A 21,022-nucleotide genomic window follows, 5' to 3' on the forward strand; every position below is an offset into this window, starting at 1 on the left:
GGATGGTCCCGCCTGTTCCGACGAGGACGCCGAGCAAAGCCGGCAGTTGGTCCATCAACGCGCTCATGCCTTGATGGTGCACGGGCGCCACAACCGATATGCGTCTGCCCGGCAAGGCGCCCGACCTTCGGCGTGACCGCGCGGCCAGCGGCAAATCCGGATGTCGGATCCTGACGGTGGCAGGCATCATCATCGCGTGGATGCCCGCCGAACGATCGTCCTGATCGATGACCTCCGTTCGTTCGCGGATGGTCGCAGCGCGGAGGTGGCCCGTACCAGTGCCGCCGGAGTTGACCTCCTCGATCGGTACCGGGACCAGCGCCTGGACGAGCTGTGGCTGGACCACGACCTCGGCGGGGACGACACGATCTGGCCGGTCGTGGAGGTCCTAGAACGGGCGGCCTTCGACGAGCGCCCGTTTGACGTCGGCGTCATCAACGTCCACTCCGCCAACCCGGGCGGCGCCGCAAAGCTCGCCCAGGTCCTCCGGCACTGGGGGTATCGCGTCCGCGTCGCGTCGGGCTCTACAGACGTCGGCTATCTCGACGGCCCCGCGTGAGCTGACCGGCACGAACGCACCGCCCAACGGCTGTCACACTCGGACGGCGCCAGATGAGCGCATGCGGATCACTCGTTCACGCCTATTCGGATTGCCGAGCAGGCCGGCGAGCGCTTCACCAGCTAGCTAGTTGTCAGCCGGTGTCGCCGACGGCGCGGCTGGATTCACCTGTGGTGTCCCGTCGATCACCTTGCGGTTGAGGCTGACCTGCGCGGTGCCGGCACCGCCGACCTGAATGTCGTCGTACGCCTGAAGCTGGTGATCCGCGCCGAGGTAGAGCACCGACATGACCAGAGGCATCGGTTCGTCACCTTCCAGTCCGCGCAACCCCGCCCCGCCGGTGGAGCCCTGCACCGCCAGCCGGGTGTCGATCGCACCGGTCGGCGGCAGCGCGGTCACCTTCCGCTGGTGTGTGTGGCCGGCCAGAACGAGCGGCGTCGCGCCGTTGAGCGCGGTCGCCGATGCGGGGTCGTGCACCAGTGCGATGTCCACCGGTCGCTCCAGCGAACGGATCGTCGCGGCGAGCTGCTCTCCCGCACCTTCGACCGTCGTCGCTGCCTCCTCCCACGGCCCTGCCTCGGACTCCTGTTTGTCGGGCGTGAAACGGGGGTCTCCGATGCCGGCGATCGTCACTCCCGCGATCGTCGTGACGGAGTCGTCCAGCACGACCGCGTTCGGCTGGCTGGCCACCGCCGCAGCGGTCCGCGGTGAGTCGTGGTTGCCTCGGATGTAGACGTAGGGCGCGTTGAGCTGGCTGATCATGGAGACGTACGAGGTCTCGGGTTCGCTGCCCCAGTCGGTGATGTCGCCGGTGTCGATGACGAGGTTGATGTCGTACTGCTCGACCACGCTTTTGATCATCGGCCAGGCGGCGGGGTTCAGATGCAGGTCCGAGACGTGCAGGATCCGCGTGGTGTCGGGCGCCGCCTGGTAGATCGGCAGGGTCGACACGGTGCTGTACAGCTCGCCGACGTTGCCGACGAGCCGTTGGAGTTGCGCGGCGTACCGGTTGTAGTCGTCGGCGATCCGTTGCGCGTCACCGATCAGCGCCGGGGCGTTGACCAACAGTCCTTCGTATCGGGGTTCGGCCAGGGCTTGCGGTCGTACCGTCAGGGCGGCCGTGCCGAGGGTGCCGCCGGTGACCAGCAGCGCGAGTCCACCCGACCAGGCCATGCGGCGCACGGACCGGAACGTCACCCCGGCCAACAGCATGGACGCGAGGACCGACACGCCGAGCGTACGAACGCCGAGGCGGACCAGGGCGTCGCGGAGGTCCTCCGGGGCCGTGGCGCCGGCGTGGGCCAGGCCGGCGGGGTCGTCGAGCAGAGCCTCGGTGCGTCGCTGGTCGAGCGAGTCCAGGCGGACGGTCAGTCGCGCGGGTCCGTCGTGGCTGTCGAGGAAGAGCGACCCCAGCGGGGGGATGGCGATCTCCGTGCCGCCGTCCACGGACGGGGTCAGCTGGAAAGCGACCCGGAACGGCCCGACATCACTGGCGCCTCGGGCGCCCAGGAGGGTGCCGATCGTGATGCCCCCAGCCGTGACCGCGACCAGCGCGCCCGCGGCCAGGACACGACCCACCCATGGCGAGCGCACGATCCGGCGCGACCGGGCGGCCGCGTGCCTGACGCATGCGGCCAGGCTGGTACGACGCGGAGGTGCCGCGTCCGGGGGTGAAGTCACGAGCGGGGTCCGATCTGTGGGGTGACCGAGGGGACGGCGGGGTCAATTCGAAGGGGCAGCCTGGTCGTCCGTCCCGCCGCCGAGCAGGCCGAGCAGGCCGGCGGCGAAGAGTTGCCGTCGAACGACAGGCGCCAGGTTCTCCAACCGCAGGTCGCCGCCCCGCACGGCGACGGCGCGTTGGCACGCCACGAGCGTCCCCATGCCGGTGGAGTCGATGAAGGTGAGGTCGGCGAGATCGAGGAGGACGTCTCGCACCGAATCGGACGCCAACGCCGCTATGACCGCGTCGTGCACGAGTCCGCTCGTTGCGAGGTCCATCTCCCCGCCCAGTCGGATGCGGGCGACGGCTCCGACCTGCGACGTGCCGACTGTCAATTCCACGCACGCCTCCTAACCGCGGTACTGCCAGGTGAAACCTGCATGGATGCAATGAATTGCTTTCGCAGGCAGCCTATCCACTGACCGGGCCCGCGTCCAAGATCGCCAACTGCGGGACGTGGTCGTCTCTCACCCGGTCGTGGGCCGGCGCTCAGCCAACAGAAGTGCGATGTCGTCGTGCGGTTCGCCGCCCACGTGCCGATGCACGGCGTCCCAGAGCGCGTCGAGACACCTGTCCGCCGTCGGCTCGGCCAGACACGCCCGGAGCGCCGGCATCGGAAAGAAGCGCCGTTCGCTGTCCCGTGCCTCGAGCAGACCGTCGGTGAGCAACAGCAGACGGTCGCCGACGTCCCAGTGGCCGACTGTCTCCGGCTTCCGAGGCCCACCCAGACCCAATGGTCGATCCGGCGGAGCCACCGTCAGCTCCTCCAGTTCTCCCGAACGACGCCGCAGGATCGGCGCGGGGTGACCGCAGTTGACGGTCCGGATCGCTCCCCCGTGCAGCTCGATCAGGACGGCGGTGACGAACGTCGCGCCCCGAGCGGGCGTCGGCTCCCGATCGACAAGATCGTCCAGGTCGTGCGCCACCTGAGTCAGGTCGGGCCGGACGATTGCCGACTGCCGAAACGCCCCCGCCACCGCCGAAGCCAGCCGCACGGCGGCGAGCCCCTTGCCGCAGACGTCACCGACGATGATCCGCAGCCGGTCTTGGTCGGCCATCACCTCGTACAGGTCGCCGCCCACGCCAGCTTCCTCGTAGGCCGAGACGTACCGGGCGGCCAGTTCCACGCCGGCCGCGTACCGCGGCGGCTCGCGCAGGATCGCCGCCTGGGTGATCCGGACGATCTCGGCCATCCGGCGCAGACGCTCCTCCCGTCCCGTTCGGGCCCGCGCCACGTACACCGCCATCAGGCTGACCGTGATGACCACCGCCACCCGCAGCAGGTGATCGAGACTGCCGAGCATGCCGGTGGGCACCCCCGCCCCCACCGCCGCCGCCGTCGCGGTCGCCGACACCACGGCGGTGCGGCGCGGGCTCTCGACGGCGGCGGCGAACAGCGGGGCAAGGGCCAGAAAGCCAATGAGTACGGCATGGGTGCCCGCCGCGACGTCGATCAGCAGGACCACCGCGATGAATCCGATGGCCAACCGCACCCCGAGCCAGCGGGTCCACCTGCCCGGCTCCGCGTCAGCGACGAAGGAACGGGCGGCCGGCTCCCTGCCCTCAACCGGAGGGTTGGGCCGCATGGCTCCGCCGATCCGGATCGCCGCCCGCCGGCGATGCCTCTGGGTCGAGCTGTCGGCGTAGCGCCTCGATCTCCACGCGCAGGGCCGCAATGTCGTCGGCGGTCGCCGGCGCGGTGCCGCCCTTGTGGGAGACCCGATCCACGATCCAGGTCGCCAGCGAGCCGGTGACGAAACCGATGAGGCCGATGCCCCCGATCATGAGCCCCAAGGCGACGAACCGGCCCGTCCCGGTGACCGGGAAGTGATCACCGTAGCCGACGGTCGTGATGGTCACCGTCGCCCACCACAGGGCGTCGTCGAACGAGGCGATGTTGCTGCCCGCCGCGGACCGCTCGGCGTCCAGCACCGCCAGCGCGGACACCAGCACCAGCAGCATGGTGGTGGCACCCACGTACACGGCGAGCCGGCCACGGGCCCACGACTCCGCGCGCCTGCTCAGACTCAACACCACGGTGATCAGCCGCAGGGCACGCAGCGGGCGCAGGACGGGGAGCACCAGAACCGCGAGGTCGAAGAGGTGATCCCGCAGGAAACGCCGCCGGGCTCTGCTCAGACTCAGCCGCACCACGAAGTCGACCCAGAACGTCAGCCAGATGAGAATCGTCGTCGCCTCGCACGCCCGGCGCCAGGATTCCGCCAGGTCGGGCCGCAGGATCGGTGCCGCGTAGACCACGAGAAACAGGACCGACAGGACGGTCAACGGGAGTGCTGTCAGCCGCTCCCACCGCGCGGCCCGGTCGGCGGGCAGCGCTTCAGTCCTCACCTGCATGAACGGCCCGCCCGACGATTATGCGTGCACCCGTGCAATCATTTCTGGGTGAAACTCTACGGGGAAGGCGGCACTGCGTCGACCGCAGCTGACGATCAGCTGGTTGACGGCCTGTCCGCGCTGGCCCGCACCTTGGTAGGGATCACCGCCCGAACGCTGGGGTCGGTGGATGCCGAGGTCACCCTGCCGCAGTACAGGACTCTTGTCATTCTCGCGTCACGCGCTCCGCTGCGCACCGTGGATCTCGCGTCCCTGTTGGGGGTGCACCCGTCGACGGCGACGAGAACGTGCAATCGCCTGGTACGCCGGGAGTTGGTGGCCCGCCGTCAGCAGCCCGATGACCGGCGGGTCGCCTGGTTGAGCCTCACCGAGGGCGGCAAAAGGCTCGTGGGCGATGTCATGCGACGCCGGAGCGCCGAAATCCGGCGTCTGCTGAACGTCGCCAACTCCGGGCGCCGGCGGACGCCCGCCGAGCTGATCAATTCCCTGGTGATCGCCGCCGGAGAGCCGACGGAGGAGCTGTGGTGGCGGCACTGGGAGCAGTCAGCGTCGGGACCTGACGACGGGGTCCATCGAGCAGGTACCGTTACCCCCTGACGATACCTGCAGTCATGCAGGTATCTTGGCGTACTTTGAGGCGTCGGCTCACAGGAGGTGGCAGAAGCCCGTGTTCAGCATCCGGTCCTCCGGTCCGAGGCTCGCGCCGAGGACCCTGCACCTCTCCGGAGAACTGGACATGGCCGTTTCCGACCACCTGCGCGACGCGGTCGAGCGCACGCTCGCGGCGACCTCGACGCAGTGGCTGTTCGTCGATCTTCAGGACACCACTCTGATCGACTCCAGTGCGGTGAAGGAGTTCGTCGACGTCCACCGGTTCGCCGCCCGGCAGGGACGGGTCCTGATCCTGCGCAACGCCAACGGAATTGTCGTCGAGGTGCTCCGGGTCACCGGGGTGGCGGCCACGCTCGGGCGTCCCGCCAACCGGCCGACCGGCACGATTTACGGCTCGCCGACCGGCAGATGACATTCGCGTGCCACGAATGAGATGGACCATCCTGCGCGACTTCGACGGTGGTAGCACCCGGATCACCCTCACCGGCGGCCTCACCCCAGAAGCGGAACCACACCTTGCCGCCCTGCTGCTCGCGGGTGCCTTGGACGCCCCGCTGACCCTCGTGGTCGACCTCGACACGACAACGACGTCGGACGTCGCCCCGATCGGCACGTTCCTCGCCCGCTGGGCTACCGACCGCTCCGACGGGCCAGAGCTGAAGGTGTCGGCCAATCCGCTGACCCCCCCGGGACGACTGCTCCGCGCCACACTCGGTCAGCACGCGATCCTCGGCAGAGCTCCGCTCGAACACCCCGCCACACGTGCACCGATCCCACCTCACCGCGCGCACCTGCGACTGCCCGCCGACGCGCAGTCGCCCGCCGCTGCCCGCAGGCTCGTCGCCCGGCAGTGTCACGCCTGGGGCATGCACGCGATGGCCGACCGAGCGATGGTCATCGCCTCGGAACTGGTCAGCAACGCCGTCCAACACGCCCGAACCGACATGGATATCACCGTCTCCGACGAGGCAGGATCACTGAGGATCAGCGTCCGGGACCGCGAGGGCGAAACACCCGACTCCACCACCCCGACCCTCCCTCGTCAGGTCACCGAAGGTGGTCGCGGCCTGCCGATCATCGCCGCCCTCACCACGAACTGGGGCTTCTTCCCCTTCGGCGACGGCAAGACCGTCTGGGCCGTGATCGACGGCCCCAACGGATCACCCGTTAGCGGACGAGCTGTCCCGATCCCGCCGCCGGGCCCGCAGCGGCCGGCGGACCCGGTGTAGCACGCCGAACCAGGCGGGCGCCTCCTGCGACTCGTCGAACGCCCGCGCTACCACCACGTCGGTCGACGAGTGCAAAAAGATGGAGATCACGATTGTCAGGGCGACGAGGTGGAACACCTCGTCGCCGGCGGCGATGCCGGACTCCAGGACCAGCAGCCCGTAGACGACGGAGGCGAAGCCCTTCGGCCCGAACCACATCGCGGCGGCCTGTTCCCTGGCACCGAGCCCGGAGCGTAGGAACGAGATCCACAACGCGACGGGGCGGGCCACGAAGATGGCCAGCACCGCGAAGGCCCAGCCGGTCCACGAGATCTCGCCCAGGAACCGCACCGAGATCAGCGCACCGAAGACCAACAGCGCGGCGAGTTTCAACAGCTCGGCGATGTTCTCCCCGAAATGCTCGAACGCCGCCCGTTCCCTCGGCCCGAACGTGGCCACGGTGATTCCGGCGGCGAACGCCGCCAGGAACAGGTTGCCGTGCGTGATCTTGCCCAACGCCAACACGAGCAGCCCGATCGCCACTCCGTTCAGCGGCGCGTACGCAGCGGACGCCGCAAGCCAGCGGGTCCGCTCCAGGGCGATCGCCAGCAGCGGCACCAGCACACCGATGAGCAGGCCCACCGCCAGTTCGCTGGCAATCTTGCCCAGGTGCAGGTCGTCCGAGCCTGCGGCCAGCGCTAGCAGCAGCACCACGAATGGGAGGGCCAGACCGTCGTTGACGCCGGACTCCACGTTGAGCAGATGCCGCAGCCGGGCCGGGACCTTGTCATTGCCTACCAGCGCCGCCGCGAACACCGGGTCGGTGGGCGCGAGGATAGCGCCGATCAGCAGCGCCTCCGGCCAGCCCAGGCCAGCCACGAAGTGGGCCAACAGTGCGGTGATCAGCAGGGTGAGTGGCAGGCCCCAACCCAGCGCCCGGCCGGGCAGCCGCCATGCCGAACGCAGGTCGGCCCACCCGACCCGCATGCCGTCCGTGAACAGCACCGCGAACAGGGCTAGCTCCGCGAGTTGCGCCACGATGGGGGAATCGGAGTGCAGGTGCAGCAGCCCGGTGGTGTCCTCGCCGAGGATGAACCCGGCAACCAGGAACAGCGCCGCGGTGGACAGGATGGTGCGGTGAGCTAGCGCCGAGAGCAGCACCGCCATCAGAAGGACAGCGGCGAACGACAACAACAGCATCGGTCACGCTCCACAGACGTGCGTCATCACGATGCCGGCAAGACCTCGCGGCGCCCCACTGGGTCCGAATGATCATAGCGTCAGCGGTGGACGGCCCCGCTGGCCAGAGGAAGTTGTCGGCAGCCGTGCCCCCCTACTCCACGCGCACCTGCTGCGCCAGCTCGCAGAGCCCGGGCCGATCCCCGTCCGCCGCCAGATCACCGCAGGGCAGGCAACCAGAGACGGCGACCGAGCCCGCACCAGTTGAGCCTCCCCCGCTGAGCTTCGTGCGGTTCAACAACAAGCCGGCTGGCACTTTCAGCTCCTCGGACTCGACGAGTCCCCGCGCCCGGGACAGAACGCGCCCATCACGTTCAATTTCGGCAACGGACACCTGGTCACCGGTCCGGCACAAGTTGCCGTCCCGTTGACCCCCGTCGCACCGCCACCGCCGATCGTCGAACGCGACGCCGGCGATGCCAGGACGCCGGCGATCACGGCGGCTGATGTCCGCGGCGACGCAGCAAACCGGCCGCAGACCGTCCCCGGTCGTCTTGTGGCGTCGGCTCTGGCTCGCTGCGGCGATGCCCGTTGAGGCCGATCGTCACCAAACCGTCACGGTTTCGGGATCGTGCCGCCACATCCCCGAGAACGTTGTTGCGGAGGCGGTACACGGAGCGGAGGAACCACGAATGAGCAGAACGCATGGCCGGGTGCGCCCAGCAGCGGCAACGCTCTCGGCGGTGGTCCTGCTCGCCGGGGGCTGCACCGGCGAGCCCGCAGCGCCGCGGCCCAGTCCCGTGCCGACGCCCACCACCGCGCCGGGCACGGTCGCGCGGGCGGAGGTGGGCGACCTGCTCACCGTGACCGCGAGCGTCGAGCGGGTCATCACCGACGGCGCGTTCGTCGTCCGCGACGTGGACCTGACCGACGGGGCTCTGCTCGTGCTGTCGACGGGCCTGACGGTGCCCGCCGCGCCGCAGTTGGTGACCGTCGAGGGCACCGTGATCCGTTCTCCCACCGCGACCTCACCGGCCGCTACCACTCGGGCCACCGGGACCGTACCGGGCCTTCGAGGGCGGGCGCGCCCTCGTCGCCCGGGAGCTGACCGTCTGGTGACGATCCCCTATGCACCGCGGAGAGGTGCGCCGTCGCATCGCCGAGCCGGGCGTGTCCGACCGACCCAGCCCGCACCGGCCGTTTCCAACAATCCGCTGACAACGGCTGCCTAAGGTGAAGCAGACGCGACAGTAACGCACCGACCGGTCGCCGCCGAGGACGATGGGCAAGCAACATGGAGCGGTTCCTGGAGGCACTCTGGGACACGAGCAGCGTGAGCGGTCGCCTCGTGACCAGCATCGTCCTGATCGTGCTGGCCTTCGTCATCGCCGCCCTGGCCGGGCGCCTGTCCACCCTGCAGGTGAAGGACACCACCAACCGCTACTACCTGCGCAAGGCGACGCACTACCTGACCGTCGTGGTGTTGCTGTTCGCGCTGGCACTGCTGTGGAAGCCGTTCGCCGGCCGGATCGGCCTGGTCGTCGGACTAATCGGAGTCGGTCTCGCGCTGGCCCTGCAGGAGGTCATCGGCGCGTTCGCCGGATGGATCAGCATCATCACCGGCCGGCAGTACCGCGTAGGTGACCGGATCCAGATGTGCGACGTGCGTGGTGACGTTCTCGAAATCACCCCCCTGCGCACCCGCATCCTGGAAAGCGGCTCGTCCACCGACCCGGAAGCCTGGATCCGTGGCCGCCAGTACACCGGCCGGGTGGTCTCGCTGTCGAACCGCTTCGTGTTCTGCACACCCGTCTACAACAGCAGCATGGTCTTGGACCATCTGTGGGAGGAGTTGACACTGCCCATCCCCTACGAGGCTGACTGGCACCTCGCGGAGAGCATCCTGTGCGAGGAAGCGCAGAATGTCTCCTCGACGGCCGAAGCGCGCCGCGCCATCGACGCGATGCGCCACCGCTACCCCACCGCCGAGGCGGAGGTCGATCCCCGCGTGTTCGTCCGCGCCACCTCGAACTGGATCGAGCTGTCGGCACGGTTCGTGGTGCCGGTGCGCGGCGCCCGTCAGGTCAAGGACCAGGTCACCCGGCGGGTGCTGGATCGTTTCGGCGAGAGTGGCATCCGGGTGGCCTCGGAGACCCAGGACATCACCATCCACACACCCCACCCGATGAAACCAGCCGCCACCTCGGCCGACCACGGGTAGCGGTGGCGACGCTCCGTCGATTTCAGCGAGCGGAGACCGACGACCGCCGTGCGTACCAGCGACGACCGGGCATGGCCGTCACCCCGTACACCACAGTGCTCGCCGCCACCACCAGACTCCCAGCGGCCCACAGCCGAGGATCCCGTACCCCCTCGTCCTGGCTGTAGGTCAGATAGAACAGCGCCGACACGCCGACCGGCCCGAACCACCCCAGGAACACCACACCCCGCCAGGGCAGCCCCAGCGCCGGCTTCAGCCCAAGCACCACCGGCAGTCGACGCAGCACCAGCACCGCGACCACGAACGCCACCAGCGGCCAGCCCAACTCGCGCCACACACGCCACGGCAGCTCGACCCCGAGCAGGAAGAACAGCGGCAACACCAGAAAGCGCGTCAACGCGTCGTCGAGCTTCTGCTCCGACGCCCGCGACCGGCCACCGATGATGGCGTTGTACGCCAGGCCGGCGACGAACACGGCGAGGATTGCGTCGGTGCGCGCCAGTCTGGCGACTCCCAGTGCCGCGACACCGAGCACGACCGTGAAGATCAGCAACGAACCCGGATCAACATCCTCCCGAGCCTGGGACACCACGACGGCACGCCCCGCGGCGTAACCGATCGCCGCGCCGATCAGCACGGCCCCCAGCACCCCCCACACCGCCTCCCGAAGGTGACCACCGAAGGATCCCGACGTGGCGGCGCACAGGGCGAGCACGACGAAGACGAAGGCAAGCCCGTCGTTGGCACCCGACTCACCGCTGATCACCTGACGCAGACGCGCCGGTAGCTGCCGCTCGGCGGGACCACCCGACACGACGCTGGATGCCAGAACCGGGTCCGTCGGCGTCATACAGGCACCCAGCAGCGCCGCCAAGGCAAGGGGCAGGCCGAGCACAAGCCAGGCAAGGCCGGCGCTGACCATCGCCATACCCACCATCGCGACGGTGAGCAGCACGCCGACCGGACGGATCACCGACCGGTACGCCGACAGCGGGAAACGCAGCGCCACCGCCATCAGCGAGATGGCCAACAGGATCCGGCTCACCTCCAACGTCACCACCGACGCCTCGTGCTGAGGCAGATCGATCAGACCGAGAACCGGACCGACCAGTACGCCCACCACCAGCGCGAGCAGCGGCTCACTGACCGGGGCCCGACGAATGGCGCTGCCCCAGAAGGCCAGCAGCACCCCCAGGACCCCGACCAGGGCGTAACTGAGGTGCAGCCGATACATCCCAGGTCGCTACCCGCCCATCCCCACTTCACACCCTCACGTACCAGCCCACTCGTCGACTTCGGCGGACAGCGCGCGTGGCATTCGGGCATGCGCCACGATGACCCTGTGACGACGATGAACTGCGCACCGTGAGCCGGCCCCGTACCGCCGCCGCACGGCTGGCCGAGATACGGGAGAGCTTCTGGCTGGTGCCGGCGATCTTCTCCATCGGCGCGGTGGTGGCGGCGATCGGCCTGTCGGCGCTGGAGCTGCAGTTGAATCTTCCCTTCGGAGGGGTCGTGCCCAGCGGCCCCGCCGGCGCGCGGTCGCTGTTGTCCTCGATCATCACAGCGATGATCTCCTTCACCGCGCTGGTCTTCTCCATCACGGTCGTGGCCCTGCAGTTGGCCAGCAGCCAGTACTCCCCCCGCGTCCTGCGGACCTTCCTGCAGGACCGGATCATCCAGGCGACGCTCGGCACGTTCGTCGCGACGTTCCTGTTCGCCATGGTGGTGCTGGCCGCGCTACCGGACCAGACGAACCAAGGGCTGCCCGAGCTGTCCCTGGCGGCGTCGATAGCGCTCGTCCTGGTCAGCAGCGCCACCTTCATCTACTACCTGCACCACATCACCACCGTGATGCGGGTGTCGCACATCATCGGTTCCATCGGCGCGCAGACCCGACGGTCGATCGCCGGCCTCCCTCCGCCCAACGAACCGCAGGTCGTTGTCCTCGGTGAGGTGACACAGACCGTGCCGGCCACGGAACCCGGCATGATCAGCAACGTCGACCTCGCCCTGCTCGCGCGGCTGGCCCGCGAGCACGACTGCGCCATCACCGTCGTGCCCACACCGGGTGACTTCGTCGTCGCGGGAGCACCGCTGCTGCGCATCCACCAGGCCGCCGGCGCTACGCCTCGCCCGGTGCCAGTCGAGGCGGCCGAACAGGGCGTGACCATCGGCGTGGAACGCACCCCTGGCCAGGACCTCGGTTTCGGCTTCCGCCAGCTCGCCGACATCGCCGAACGCGCGCTGTCCCCCGGCATCAACGACGTCACCACCGCCGTACGCGCGGTGCAGGAAGCACACGACCTCCTGCGCCGGCTCGCCACCCGCCCCGACCCGACCCACATCGTCCGCGACGACGACGGCACCGTCCGCGCCCAGATGAGGAGCATCTCGTACGACACCATCCTGGCGATGATCATCGACGACATTCGACTCGTCTCCCGGCAGCAGCCCCGCGTCCAACGCCTGCTGGACTCCGTCGTCCACGACGTGGCCGCCGCCGCGCTTCCCGTTCACCACGCCGCGATCCGGCGTCGGCTACCAACGCCGGCCGCTGACAACCTGCCCTGACACCCTTCAATTGACGTCGTTTCGCAGTTCACGTCCCGGGTCGGCACCCAACCGGCGGGAACAGAACGGGATCGCCCGCGCGACCAGCGCCCCACGATGGAGACTCTGTCGGTGAGTGCCATCCCGCCGCTGCGCCGCTCGCGATGGATCCTCCCATCGTCTCCGGCAAGTCACCCGGCTGGAACTGTTCGTCGACCTCATCGGGGTGCATGCGGGTGGATCCCTGGGCCCGGGGATAGCCAGCGGAGTTGACCGGGGAATCCCGGTCACGTTCAGGTGAGGCGGTAGGTGTTGGCCCGGTCGGTGCTACCTCGCTCGAAGGGTGCCGGCGAGCGCCGCGGCGTGGTCGGCGCGGTGACCGGCGACGCCGGACGAGGCGGCGGTCACGTCGTCGACCCCGGCGACGACGAGTCGGGCACCACCCCGCTCCACCACAAGGTGCCGGTTGTGCAGCGGCTCCCAGCCGAGGGTCCGCATGTGCTCGATCCAGCCCTCAGCCTCGCCGTAGTACTCGTGGTTGCCCGTCACATACACCCGGGCCAGCCGGGCCCGGACGGCGCCCAGCGGCGCAGCCTGCGCCCGGCGCTGGTCGACCGTACCGTCGGCGATGTCGCCGGTGTGGCAGACGATGTCGGCAGCCAACCCGTTGACCACCTCGATGGTCCGCGCGGACCAGCGGGCACGGTCGATCGGTCCATAGTGGGTATCCGTCAGCAGCACCACCCGGACCCCGTCGAGACCCGCACCCAGCCGATCCACGGTGACGTCCACCCGCCGGACCCGGGGCACTCGCATCGCCTCGGAGTACCCCCAGACGGCCAGGACGACCGAGACGACCGCCGCACCGACCGCCACAGCCCGCGACCGCACCGGATCGGCGACCCCCGCGGCGGCCAGCGGGAGCCGGGCCACGTTGCCGAGCAGCGCCCAGACGAACAGGATCCAGACCAGGCCAAGGAGTGTGTCCCCCGCCCGGGCCGCCGCGTCCAGCCGCCGGCGGCCGTGCCCGAGATACATCAGAACGGGGAACGCGACCAGCGCGACAACGAAAACGCTCGTGCCGGCGGCCACCACCGGCGCTGGCCACCGCGCCGCCACCGTCAACGTCCACCACGGCAGCCCGAACAGCAAGGCCAGGAGCGCGACCAGCGTCGCCCCGGACACCAGCGGTCGCAGCGCCCCCCGCGCCGGCCGCACCTGTACGGCATCGCCAGCAGCCATCGTCGTCCTCCGTTCGGGTCTGTGCAGCATGGCACGGTCCGGGCCGGATCGACCACGCCGGAAACCGGGACGGATCCGGCCCGTAGGTGATCAACCCGCGACCCGGGGGCGCCTCGGTTCGCCTACGGTCAGCGGGTGGCGTGCGACGCCCTGGCCGTGAGCCCGCGCCTGACCACTTCAGCGCTGATCGGCGCGTTGCTGTGCGCTACCTGGCTGGCGTTTTACCACTACCTGGCAAAGAACCCGGACCTGCTGAAGGACAAGGCCAAGGGCGGTTTCTCTCCCGTCGAGCGGTTCAGGGCCCTCGCCGGGGTCGTCCTGTACGTCCTCGCGGGGTTGGTCGGCTACCTGGTCGCGCCGTTGGTCGGCCTGGCCATCTTCGTCCTGCTGCCCGTCTTCTACGCCATCACCAGCGCTGGCCTGTACCAGTCGCCCGTGACCCGACGTATCACCCACACTCCTCCGCCGCGACCCTGAGGACGGACGAACCGTCGTTTCACCCCGACGGCGGCGGGTACCCGCCGCAATCCGGCTCGAGAGGGGATCCGCAGTGAACTACAGCGAGTTCATTCAGTCGGTGGCAGCACGACCCGAGGTTCCGCCCGAGAAGGCCGGACCGATCACCCGCGCCACGCTTGAGACCGTGGCCAAACGGGTCACCGGTGGCCAGGCGAGGGACCTTGCCTCTCGACTCCCCGAGGAGCTACGCGGCGTGGTGTCCAGGCCCACCGAAGATTCGGAACGGTTCGGCCTCAACGAATTCCTGGAACGGGTGCAGTCCCGGGCAGGGGTGGACCACCAGGTGGCCACCGATGGAGCGCGAGCCGTGTTGGACACCCTCCGTGAGGCTGCCGGCGCGAAAGAGTACGGGGACTTCGTCGACCAGTTGCCGCAGGAGTTCTGGCAGTTGACCGGGCCAGGGTCGGGACAGCTCCAGCCCCGCCGGATCGGCACCTGATCCCGATCGGACGTTAGGCGAGGCCCGAGGAGTGCGTGATGACCGAACCGGAGAGCCGGGACACGGGCGCACAGGAGTTGCCGGCGCAACCGCGTGAGCGGGTTGATGGGCAGCGCGATGCCGAGGACGGCGCGGAATCCGCCGGTCCGGGCGAGAACCGCGGTGTCGGCGCCGGCCCAACGGGTGCCATGCCCGGCGAACGCCCCCTCGTCCCGCAGAATGGTGCGCACGGCCTTCCTCAGCCGGCTGGCGGGCGCAGCAGCAAGACGATGTCAGACCCGGACGTCGTCCTCCAGATCCCGCAGGTCAAGGTTGAGCAGGTCTACGTCGAGGTAGACGATCTGGACGCCTCCGTTTCGCTGCGAGCACGGCTGGGCAGCCTGCTCCAGCTGGACGTGGGCGTTCAGGCGCATCTCGGCACGGTGAAGGTCGACATCAAGGGCGTCGAGGCCGAGGTGATGCTCGAGGTTCGGCTCGATGAGCTTCGGGGCATTCTCGACAGCGCCCTCCGCACGATCGAGCGCAACCCCCAGATCATCGAGTCGTTGGCGAAGACGGTGGACAATACCGTGAACCAGGTCGGGCAGACGGCGCAGGAGGCGCTGGGACCCGATGGACCGCTGTCGCAGACGCTGCAGCAGACGACCCAGCAGGTCGGCCAAGAACTCGGGCATGCCACCCAGCAGCTCGGGCAGAGCACGCAGCAAATTGCGCAGAGCAGCGGGACGGTGGCTGGCGGCAGCATGGGAGGGCTCGGCGGAGTGCTGGGAGGGTCTCCGGCCCACGCAGCGTGGCAGCGGATGAAGAAGATCGTCAACAGCAGCCAGCCACTGAGGCAGGTCACGACGTGGCTGGCCGGACCGCAGGGGCAACAGCCGCCGCCGAGTTGACTCGACGTCCGCGGCGGTAGTGGCTGAGCAACCAACCAGTTCACACCCCTATCCGCGGGTCACGACTGGCCGAGATTGGCGACCAGGCGGGGCCAGGATGCCGGTTCCGAAGGTGTAGGAGAGCAGCGCGTGCCCGAGCGCGATCCAGCTGCACACGGTTGCTTGTCGGTTCGTTCTCTCGCCCGGGGCGTAGGACATGCCGACCGTGAAGGCGACGTACGCGAAGTCGGCGTACGCCGCGGATCCTCTTGCTTGAAGTCGATGCGATCACCGGTTCAGGTATCAATATGCCTGAACCGTGGAGCCACCCCTGGCGGGCTGCACCGGTCCCGGGCCCACGGTATAGAGCAGAGCATCCCCGATGAGGATTCCGATCACCACGCCGACCAGCGTCTGGACGGTTCGACGGACCCGCTGGCCGATTGCCGCGACGTTCGTCCCGACCGTCGCGGACGGAGCGAAAACCGGCGCAGGGATGCCCAACACGTCGTGCCCGATGAACCAGGACAACGCCGCGGCCAGCGCCGTCTGCACCGTGATCACCAGGATGACGTTCGTCAGTCGCAGCCGCACCTGCCAACCCTGACGCCCACGCTGGCGAGCCCGCTGTGCCGCCTGCCGCACCTCGGCCGCTACAGCGTCGACACCGGAGGGCAGATCGGGCGAAGGGTCCTGGGCACCACGCATGGGGGTAGCTACCCGAAGCAGCGACAAACAAGTCAGCAACCAGTGCCATCGGGGTCGCTCGTGGTCTGGCACAACAGCTGCAACCGGCCGGACCGGTTACGGGCCTGGTGATAGACCCCTCAACTCGACATCGGAGATCCGAACCCGTCTCCTGGCATCGCGGATCACCGGCCATTCGTCGCTGGGCTCGCCTGGGTCTTTTAACGCCAGGGCGACAGTAAACGTGCAGCGTCCACCGACCGCTTACGTCCGCCCGCCGTGTTCAACAGCATTCTGTGTCGGCCACGGGTACTGACGCTTCCGGCACGCCGAAGAGGTCCCCACCTGAATACCCCGGTCAGGACGTTGCCCGTGGGATAGATGCCTCAGCTGACGGACGCGTGGGGGACAAGCGCGGAAAGGAGGGTAACGGAGTCGATTACCCTCCTTCCCGCGCTTGTCGGCTCCCGGCCTGCCGGCGGCCCATGCCGTACAGCCGGCACAGAGGTGTCCAGATGGCCGTGGCGAGAACTTGCTTGTCCGCATTTCCGGACGGGGAGCTCAAGCCCCACGTCCCGGAGCGCACCCGGAACTTTCACGCCCCGCCGCCTACAGGAAATGCCCTTGGCGTTCGCGGGCACGGACCGGCGGCCAGCCGGCACGCGCCGTCAGCGTCTGTCCGAGCGGCCGTTACGGATGCCCGCCCAACCAGATTCGGACGGTGATCTTCATTCGGTACCTCGGCCGCCTGCCACTGCAGCCAGCGCCGGCACCCGCTCACCGCGTCGCGCCAGCAGCGTTAGTCGAGACACCTGGCCTCCGAATGACACTCGACGCCCGGATCGGGCTGTGCGCGTTGGCCCTCGCCATCCTCCGAACGATCGCAGCCCTCCTCGCCTTCGCTGAACGCCCTGCCCCGGCCCCCTGCCACCGAGCAGTCGAGCGCTGGGTACGGCTCTGGTTGGGGAACCGCTGCTCGCTCTCGGCTAGGCCAGTGGGTGTGGCTGACCGGTGAGGGCTGCCAAGGCGGTAGCGGCGGCGTGCAGGTCGGCTTTGATGTAGGTGGTGGTGGCCGGTCCGCCGCGGTCGGCGTGCCCGGCGTACGCACCGGCTACCCCGTAGCCGAAGTGCCGCTCGACCCAGGGGGCGGCCCTTCTCGGACAGGCGGATCAACCGTGGTCGGTGTCCAGGTCGGTCAGGCGTAGGGCGAGGGCGCCGCCGCGTCGGCAGGCGGTTTCGGTGTGCAGGCGCAGCAGCAGGGCGTCGAGCACGATGTCGTTGCCGCCGCTTCGGGCGGCGGTGTTGATGTCGGACAGTTCGTCGGGGGTGAGACGGCATCGCTGAACGAGCTGGCACGGCTGGTGTCCGACCAGGTGCCGATGTCGTTGGTTGGCCTGCTCACGGCCGGTGGCTACCCACCAACGCCCACGATAACCAGATCCTCGCAACCGACCCAATAGCGCGGATCACGAGGTGAGGGGCGAAGCGGATTGCAAGAATTTGACTACCAGGCGGTCTTGGAGCCGCAGTAGGAGCGGAATCTTCACGCGGGGGTAGTGAATGAAGGCAGTTGTGTACGACGGGCCACGGACGGTCAGCGTCAAGGAGGTCCCCGACGCCAGGATCGAGCGACCGACGGATGTCCTGGTCAGGATCACGACGACGAACATCTGTGGGTCGGACCTGCACATGTACGACGGACGTACGGACATGGAGCCTGGACGTGTGCTCGGGCACGAGAACATGGGCGAGGTGATCGAGGTCGGTGAAGGCGTCGATCTGGTCAAGGTCGGCGACATGGTGTGCCTGCCGTTCAACGTGTCGTGTGGGTCCTGTGCGAACTGCAACCAGGGTCTGACCGCGTTCTGCCTGGTGGCCAACCCGGCGCCGGGCATGGCGGGCGCGGCCTACGGGTACGCCGACATGGGTCCGTACAGCGGCGGTCAGGCCGAGTTGTTGCGGGTGCCATGGGCGGACTTCAACTGCCTCGTCCTGCCGCCGGACGCCCGGGACATGAGCAGGCAGAAGGACTACGTCATGCTGTCGGACATCTTTCCGACCGGCTGGCACGCCACCGAGCTCGCCTGTGTGCGACCCGGCGACAGTGTGGCGGTCTATGGTGGCGGACCGGTCGGTCTGCTCGCCGCGTACTCCGCGATCATCAAGGGTGCCAACAAGGTGATGGTGGTCGACCGCCATCCGGACCGGCTGCGCCTGGCCGAGCAGATCGGCGCGATGCCGATCGACGATTCGAAGGGGTCACCGGTCGACCAGATCCTGGAGCAGACCGGCGGGATGGGCGCGGACCGCGGCTGTGAGGCCGTCGGTTACCAGGCGCACGACCCGAGTGGCCAGGAGAAGTCGGGGCTGACCTTGAACAACCTCGTGCACTCCGTGCGGTTCGGCGGCACGATCGGCGTGGTTGGCGTGTACGTGCCGATGGACCCTGGGTCGCCGGACCAGCTGCAGAAACAGGGCAAGGTGCCGTTCGACTACGGCATGTTCTGGTTCAAGGGGCAGAGCATGGCAACCGGGCAGTGCAACGTGAAGGCCTACAACCGGCAACTGCTGAACCTCATCGCGAACCACAAGGCCGAGCCTTCTTTCCTGGTGTCGCACGAACTCACGCTGGACCAGGCACCGGAGGGCTATCGGAACTTCGATGCCCGTAACGACGGCTGGACCAAGGTGCTGCTGCACCCGGACGGCGGAAGGTGACCAAGGCTCGGCCCTTTGACGCGCGGAGGCGGCACCCCGTGGGGGTGCCACCTCCGTACGTTGCTTAGCGAGGAGCACTCCGGCCGGTGAATCGGCTTGTTGGTGGCTCGGCTGATCGGCAAGCGGTGACGTCCTTCGCCCGCGTGGTGTAGCGCCCGTACCACCGCCCTCGCCGGGTGCGGGAATCGTCAGCGTGACAGCGCACTGATATGACAGGGTTTGTCCATGACGGAGTCGCCAGTCAGGCAGATGCGGCGACGGCCGCGGTCAACTCGGGGGCAGACATGAGGGCATTGGTCAAGGCGGGGGTCGTCGTGGTCGGCGGATGGGCCGTCCGCAGATTCCTGCTCCCGTCGGGCCGTCAAGGGCCCTTGCAGCGGAGCCCGTTGATGCGGCGCGAACCCCGGTGGCACGTGGTGACCGTGAACCCGGTCCGCGACGAGCTGACCCAGGACTCACCGCTTCCCGAGCCGCTAGCCGGTCTCGGTGACGCCGTCGACGTGAAGATCCGCCGCGCCGCGGGTGACCGCGGCATCGAGCTGGCGGTCCGGCTGCGTGACGGCGCCCAGTCGCCGGTGACCGCAGGAGCCAGGCGACTTACGGGTCGCGATCCCAACCAGGCCATCCGTGCCGCGCTGCGCGAGGCGAAACAGCTCCTGGAGACCGGCGAGGTGCTGCACCCCAGCTCTCCCCCCACCACCCAGACGACGGCGGTCAACAAACCACTGCAGATGGCGACGCGGCAGGGCCGGCGGGAGGGGCGACTGTGAAGGCACTGATGTGGCAAGGCGTCAACGAACTGTCGGTGAACGAGGTTCCAGACCCGACCATGCGCAACGAGCAGGACGCCATCATCCGGGTACGCAAGACGACGACGTGCGGTTCCGATCTGCACCTGCTGGGTGGGTACATCCCATTCATGGAGCGGGGTGACGTCCTCGGGCACGAGTTTCTGGGCGAGGTGGTCGAGGTCGGCCCCCAGGTGCGCAAGCACAAGGTGGGCGACCGGGTAGTGGTCTGCTCGTTCATTTCCTGCGGCCGCTGCTGGTACTGCAAGCAGCAGCAGTACTCCCTATGCGACAACGGCAACACCAACCCCGCCATCACCGAGAACCTCTGGGGCTTCGCACCCGGAGGCTGCTACGGCTACTCCCACGCGCTCGGCGGCTTCGCGGGCAGCCACGCCGAGTACATCCGCGTTCCGTACGCCGACCAGGGGGCCTTCACCGTCCCCGACGGAGTGAGCGACGAGCGCGCTCTCTTCGCCTCCGATGCCGCCCCGACCGGCTGGATGGGCGCGGACCTCGGCGGGGTCAAGGTCGGTGACGTGGTCGCGGTGTGGGGCGCGGGCGGGATGGGCCAGATGGCCGCACGCGCGGCGGTCCTACTCGGCGCGGAACGGGTGATCATCATCGACCGTCTCGCCAATCGGCTGCAGATGGCGGAGAAGTACCTGGGCGTGGAGACGCTCAACTACCAAACCCAGGACGTCGGCGGTGAACTGCTGGAACGCAGCGGCGGGCGCGGGCCTGACGTGTGCATCGAGGCGGTGGGAATGGAGTCCCACAGCACCGGACTGCAATACCTGTACGACCAGGTCAAACAGCAGTTGCGCCTGGAATCAGACCGTCCGATCGCCGCCCGGGACGCTATCTACCACTGCCGCAAGGGCGGAAGCGTGTTCCTACTCGGCGTCTTCGCCGGCCTGGTCGACAAGTTCCCGCTCGGGGCGGTCATGAACAAGGGACTCACCCTGCGCGGCGCCCAGCAGCACGGACACCGCTACATCCCGATGCTGCTCGACCGGATGGCACGCGGCGAACTGGTCACCGAACACCTCGCGACACACACCATGCCACTCGACCAAGCACCCCAGGGATACAACATGTTCAAGAACAAGCTCGACGGCTGCGTACGCGCCGTCTTCGAACCCACCCCATGAACGGCGCCAGGGAGCGCGTCACTGATCTGTGACCCGCCGAACCGTCCGTCACCCCACTTCAGGCACCATCGCTCATCTCGACACACGCTCTAGGTGACTGGTGTGGGGCTGTCTCGCTAACGGTGTTTCCGGCGATCTTGGTTAGTAGGTTTCAGCGGCTGGGAAGCGGTCGCTGAAGGTGATGGCGAAGGCGTTCAGG

At 68.7% G+C, this 21,022-nt stretch carries 22 protein-coding genes; 13 read left to right on the forward strand and 9 right to left on the reverse strand.

Features of this window, described 5'->3' with window-relative positions:
* Positions 1-196 precede the first annotated feature (196 nt).
* Positions 197-559 carry a cyclic-phosphate processing receiver domain-containing protein gene (locus tag AB0B85_RS32925; RefSeq protein WP_357413607.1) on the forward strand — a complete coding sequence of 121 codons (363 nt, stop codon included), beginning with the start codon at positions 197-199 and terminating at the stop codon, positions 557-559.
* Between the two features lie 126 nt (positions 560-685).
* Here AB0B85_RS32925 and AB0B85_RS32930 read toward each other — a convergent pair whose 3' ends face one another.
* The 4 genes from AB0B85_RS32930 to AB0B85_RS32945 form a co-directional block, all read right to left on the reverse strand.
* Positions 686-2,152 carry a metallophosphoesterase gene (locus AB0B85_RS32930; RefSeq protein ID WP_357413564.1) on the reverse strand — a complete coding sequence of 489 codons (1,467 nt, stop codon included), beginning with the start codon at positions 2,150-2,152 and terminating at the stop codon, positions 686-688.
* Positions 2,153-2,281: 129 nt separating this feature from the next.
* Positions 2,282-2,620 (reverse strand): STAS domain-containing protein, encoded by a 339-nt coding sequence (locus AB0B85_RS32935; RefSeq protein ID WP_357413566.1) that lies wholly within the window; start codon positions 2,618-2,620, stop codon positions 2,282-2,284.
* Positions 2,621-2,746: 126 nt separating this feature from the next.
* Positions 2,747-3,865 carry a PP2C family protein-serine/threonine phosphatase gene (locus tag AB0B85_RS32940; protein ID WP_357413568.1) on the reverse strand — a complete coding sequence of 373 codons (1,119 nt, stop codon included), beginning with the start codon at positions 3,863-3,865 and terminating at the stop codon, positions 2,747-2,749.
* On the reverse strand, positions 3,843-4,634 hold the full coding sequence (locus tag AB0B85_RS32945; protein ID WP_357413570.1) for a potassium channel family protein: 792 nt from the start codon (positions 4,632-4,634) through the stop codon (positions 3,843-3,845). The genes AB0B85_RS32940 and AB0B85_RS32945 overlap by 23 nt, the downstream gene beginning before the upstream one ends.
* A gap of 48 nt (positions 4,635-4,682) precedes the next feature.
* Here AB0B85_RS32945 and AB0B85_RS32950 point away from each other — a divergent pair, with 48 nt between their 5' ends.
* The 3 genes from AB0B85_RS32950 to AB0B85_RS32960 all read left to right on the forward strand — a co-directional run bounded on the left by AB0B85_RS32950 (position 4,683) and on the right by AB0B85_RS32960 (position 6,475).
* Complete coding sequence (locus AB0B85_RS32950) at positions 4,683-5,231, forward strand: MarR family transcriptional regulator (protein ID WP_357413572.1); 549 nt, start codon at positions 4,683-4,685, stop codon at positions 5,229-5,231.
* A gap of 70 nt (positions 5,232-5,301) precedes the next feature.
* Entirely contained in the window at positions 5,302-5,658 is a 357-nt protein-coding gene (locus AB0B85_RS32955; protein WP_357413574.1) for an STAS domain-containing protein, read from the forward strand.
* Positions 5,659-5,674: 16 nt separating this feature from the next.
* A complete protein-coding gene (locus tag AB0B85_RS32960) occupies positions 5,675-6,475 on the forward strand; it encodes an ATP-binding protein (protein WP_357413576.1) in 801 nt (266 codons plus the stop codon).
* Here AB0B85_RS32960 and AB0B85_RS32965 read toward each other — a convergent pair.
* Positions 6,407-7,654, reverse strand: a complete 1,248-nt coding sequence (locus tag AB0B85_RS32965; protein ID WP_357413579.1) for a cation:proton antiporter — start codon at positions 7,652-7,654, stop codon at positions 6,407-6,409. The two genes, AB0B85_RS32960 and AB0B85_RS32965, sit on opposite strands and share 69 nt — an antisense overlap.
* Before the next feature lie 671 nt (positions 7,655-8,325).
* Between AB0B85_RS32965 and AB0B85_RS32970 the strand changes: the two genes are divergently transcribed.
* Positions 8,326-8,865: a hypothetical protein gene (locus AB0B85_RS32970; RefSeq protein ID WP_357413581.1), complete on the forward strand. Its 540-nt coding sequence runs from the start codon at positions 8,326-8,328 to the stop codon at positions 8,863-8,865.
* A 137-nt stretch (positions 8,866-9,002) separates the two neighbouring features.
* The gene (locus tag AB0B85_RS32975; RefSeq protein ID WP_357413583.1) at positions 9,003-9,854 is read left to right on the forward strand and encodes a mechanosensitive ion channel family protein; all 852 of its coding nucleotides are present in this window, start codon (positions 9,003-9,005) and stop codon (positions 9,852-9,854) included.
* Positions 9,855-9,876: 22 nt separating this feature from the next.
* On the opposite strand, the gene AB0B85_RS32980 is transcribed toward AB0B85_RS32975, so the two are convergent.
* Positions 9,877-11,088, reverse strand: coding sequence for a cation:proton antiporter (locus AB0B85_RS32980; protein WP_357413585.1), 1,212 nt, complete (start codon positions 11,086-11,088; stop codon positions 9,877-9,879).
* 131 nt (positions 11,089-11,219) lie between these two features.
* On the opposite strand from AB0B85_RS32980, the gene AB0B85_RS32985 reads away from it, so the two are divergent.
* Positions 11,220-12,428, forward strand: coding sequence for a DUF2254 domain-containing protein (locus AB0B85_RS32985; protein ID WP_357413587.1), 1,209 nt, complete (start codon positions 11,220-11,222; stop codon positions 12,426-12,428).
* Between the two features lie 306 nt (positions 12,429-12,734).
* On the opposite strand, the gene AB0B85_RS32990 is transcribed toward AB0B85_RS32985, so the two are convergent.
* Positions 12,735-13,649 (reverse strand): metallophosphoesterase, encoded by a 915-nt coding sequence (locus AB0B85_RS32990; protein WP_357413589.1) that lies wholly within the window; start codon positions 13,647-13,649, stop codon positions 12,735-12,737.
* Positions 13,650-13,784: 135 nt separating this feature from the next.
* On the opposite strand from AB0B85_RS32990, the gene AB0B85_RS32995 reads away from it, so the two are divergent.
* From AB0B85_RS32995 to AB0B85_RS33005, 3 genes are all read left to right on the forward strand, one after another.
* A complete protein-coding gene (locus tag AB0B85_RS32995) occupies positions 13,785-14,126 on the forward strand; it encodes a hypothetical protein (RefSeq protein WP_357413591.1) in 342 nt (113 codons plus the stop codon).
* Between the two features lie 73 nt (positions 14,127-14,199).
* Positions 14,200-14,607 (forward strand): DUF2267 domain-containing protein, encoded by a 408-nt coding sequence (locus tag AB0B85_RS33000; protein WP_357413593.1) that lies wholly within the window; start codon positions 14,200-14,202, stop codon positions 14,605-14,607.
* Between the two features lie 38 nt (positions 14,608-14,645).
* Entirely contained in the window at positions 14,646-15,497 is an 852-nt protein-coding gene (locus AB0B85_RS33005) for a hypothetical protein (RefSeq protein ID WP_357413596.1), read from the forward strand.
* Between the two features lie 48 nt (positions 15,498-15,545).
* Here AB0B85_RS33005 and AB0B85_RS33010 read toward each other — a convergent pair whose 3' ends face one another.
* Together AB0B85_RS33010 and AB0B85_RS33015 are read right to left on the reverse strand one after the other, a co-directional pair.
* The gene (locus AB0B85_RS33010; protein ID WP_357413597.1) at positions 15,546-15,695 is read right to left on the reverse strand and encodes a hypothetical protein; all 150 of its coding nucleotides are present in this window, start codon (positions 15,693-15,695) and stop codon (positions 15,546-15,548) included.
* An 84-nt stretch (positions 15,696-15,779) separates the two neighbouring features.
* Positions 15,780-16,070 (reverse strand): FUSC family protein, encoded by a 291-nt coding sequence (locus AB0B85_RS33015; protein ID WP_357413599.1) that lies wholly within the window; start codon positions 16,068-16,070, stop codon positions 15,780-15,782.
* 1,653 nt (positions 16,071-17,723) lie between these two features.
* Between AB0B85_RS33015 and AB0B85_RS33020 the strand changes: the two genes are divergently transcribed.
* From AB0B85_RS33020 to AB0B85_RS33030, 3 genes are all read left to right on the forward strand, one after another.
* Positions 17,724-18,881, forward strand: coding sequence for a glutathione-independent formaldehyde dehydrogenase (locus tag AB0B85_RS33020; protein ID WP_357413601.1), 1,158 nt, complete (start codon positions 17,724-17,726; stop codon positions 18,879-18,881).
* A gap of 389 nt (positions 18,882-19,270) precedes the next feature.
* Entirely contained in the window at positions 19,271-19,651 is a 381-nt protein-coding gene (locus tag AB0B85_RS33025) for a hypothetical protein (RefSeq protein WP_357413603.1), read from the forward strand.
* Entirely contained in the window at positions 19,648-20,823 is a 1,176-nt protein-coding gene (locus AB0B85_RS33030) for a zinc-dependent alcohol dehydrogenase (RefSeq protein ID WP_357413605.1), read from the forward strand. Before AB0B85_RS33025 ends, AB0B85_RS33030 begins: the two co-directional genes overlap by 4 nt.
* Positions 20,824-21,022 lie beyond the last annotated feature (199 nt).

It is taken from the genome of Micromonospora sp. NPDC049044 (genome assembly GCF_040649215.1).
Classification (GTDB): Bacteria; Actinomycetota; Actinomycetes; order Mycobacteriales; family Micromonosporaceae; genus Micromonospora.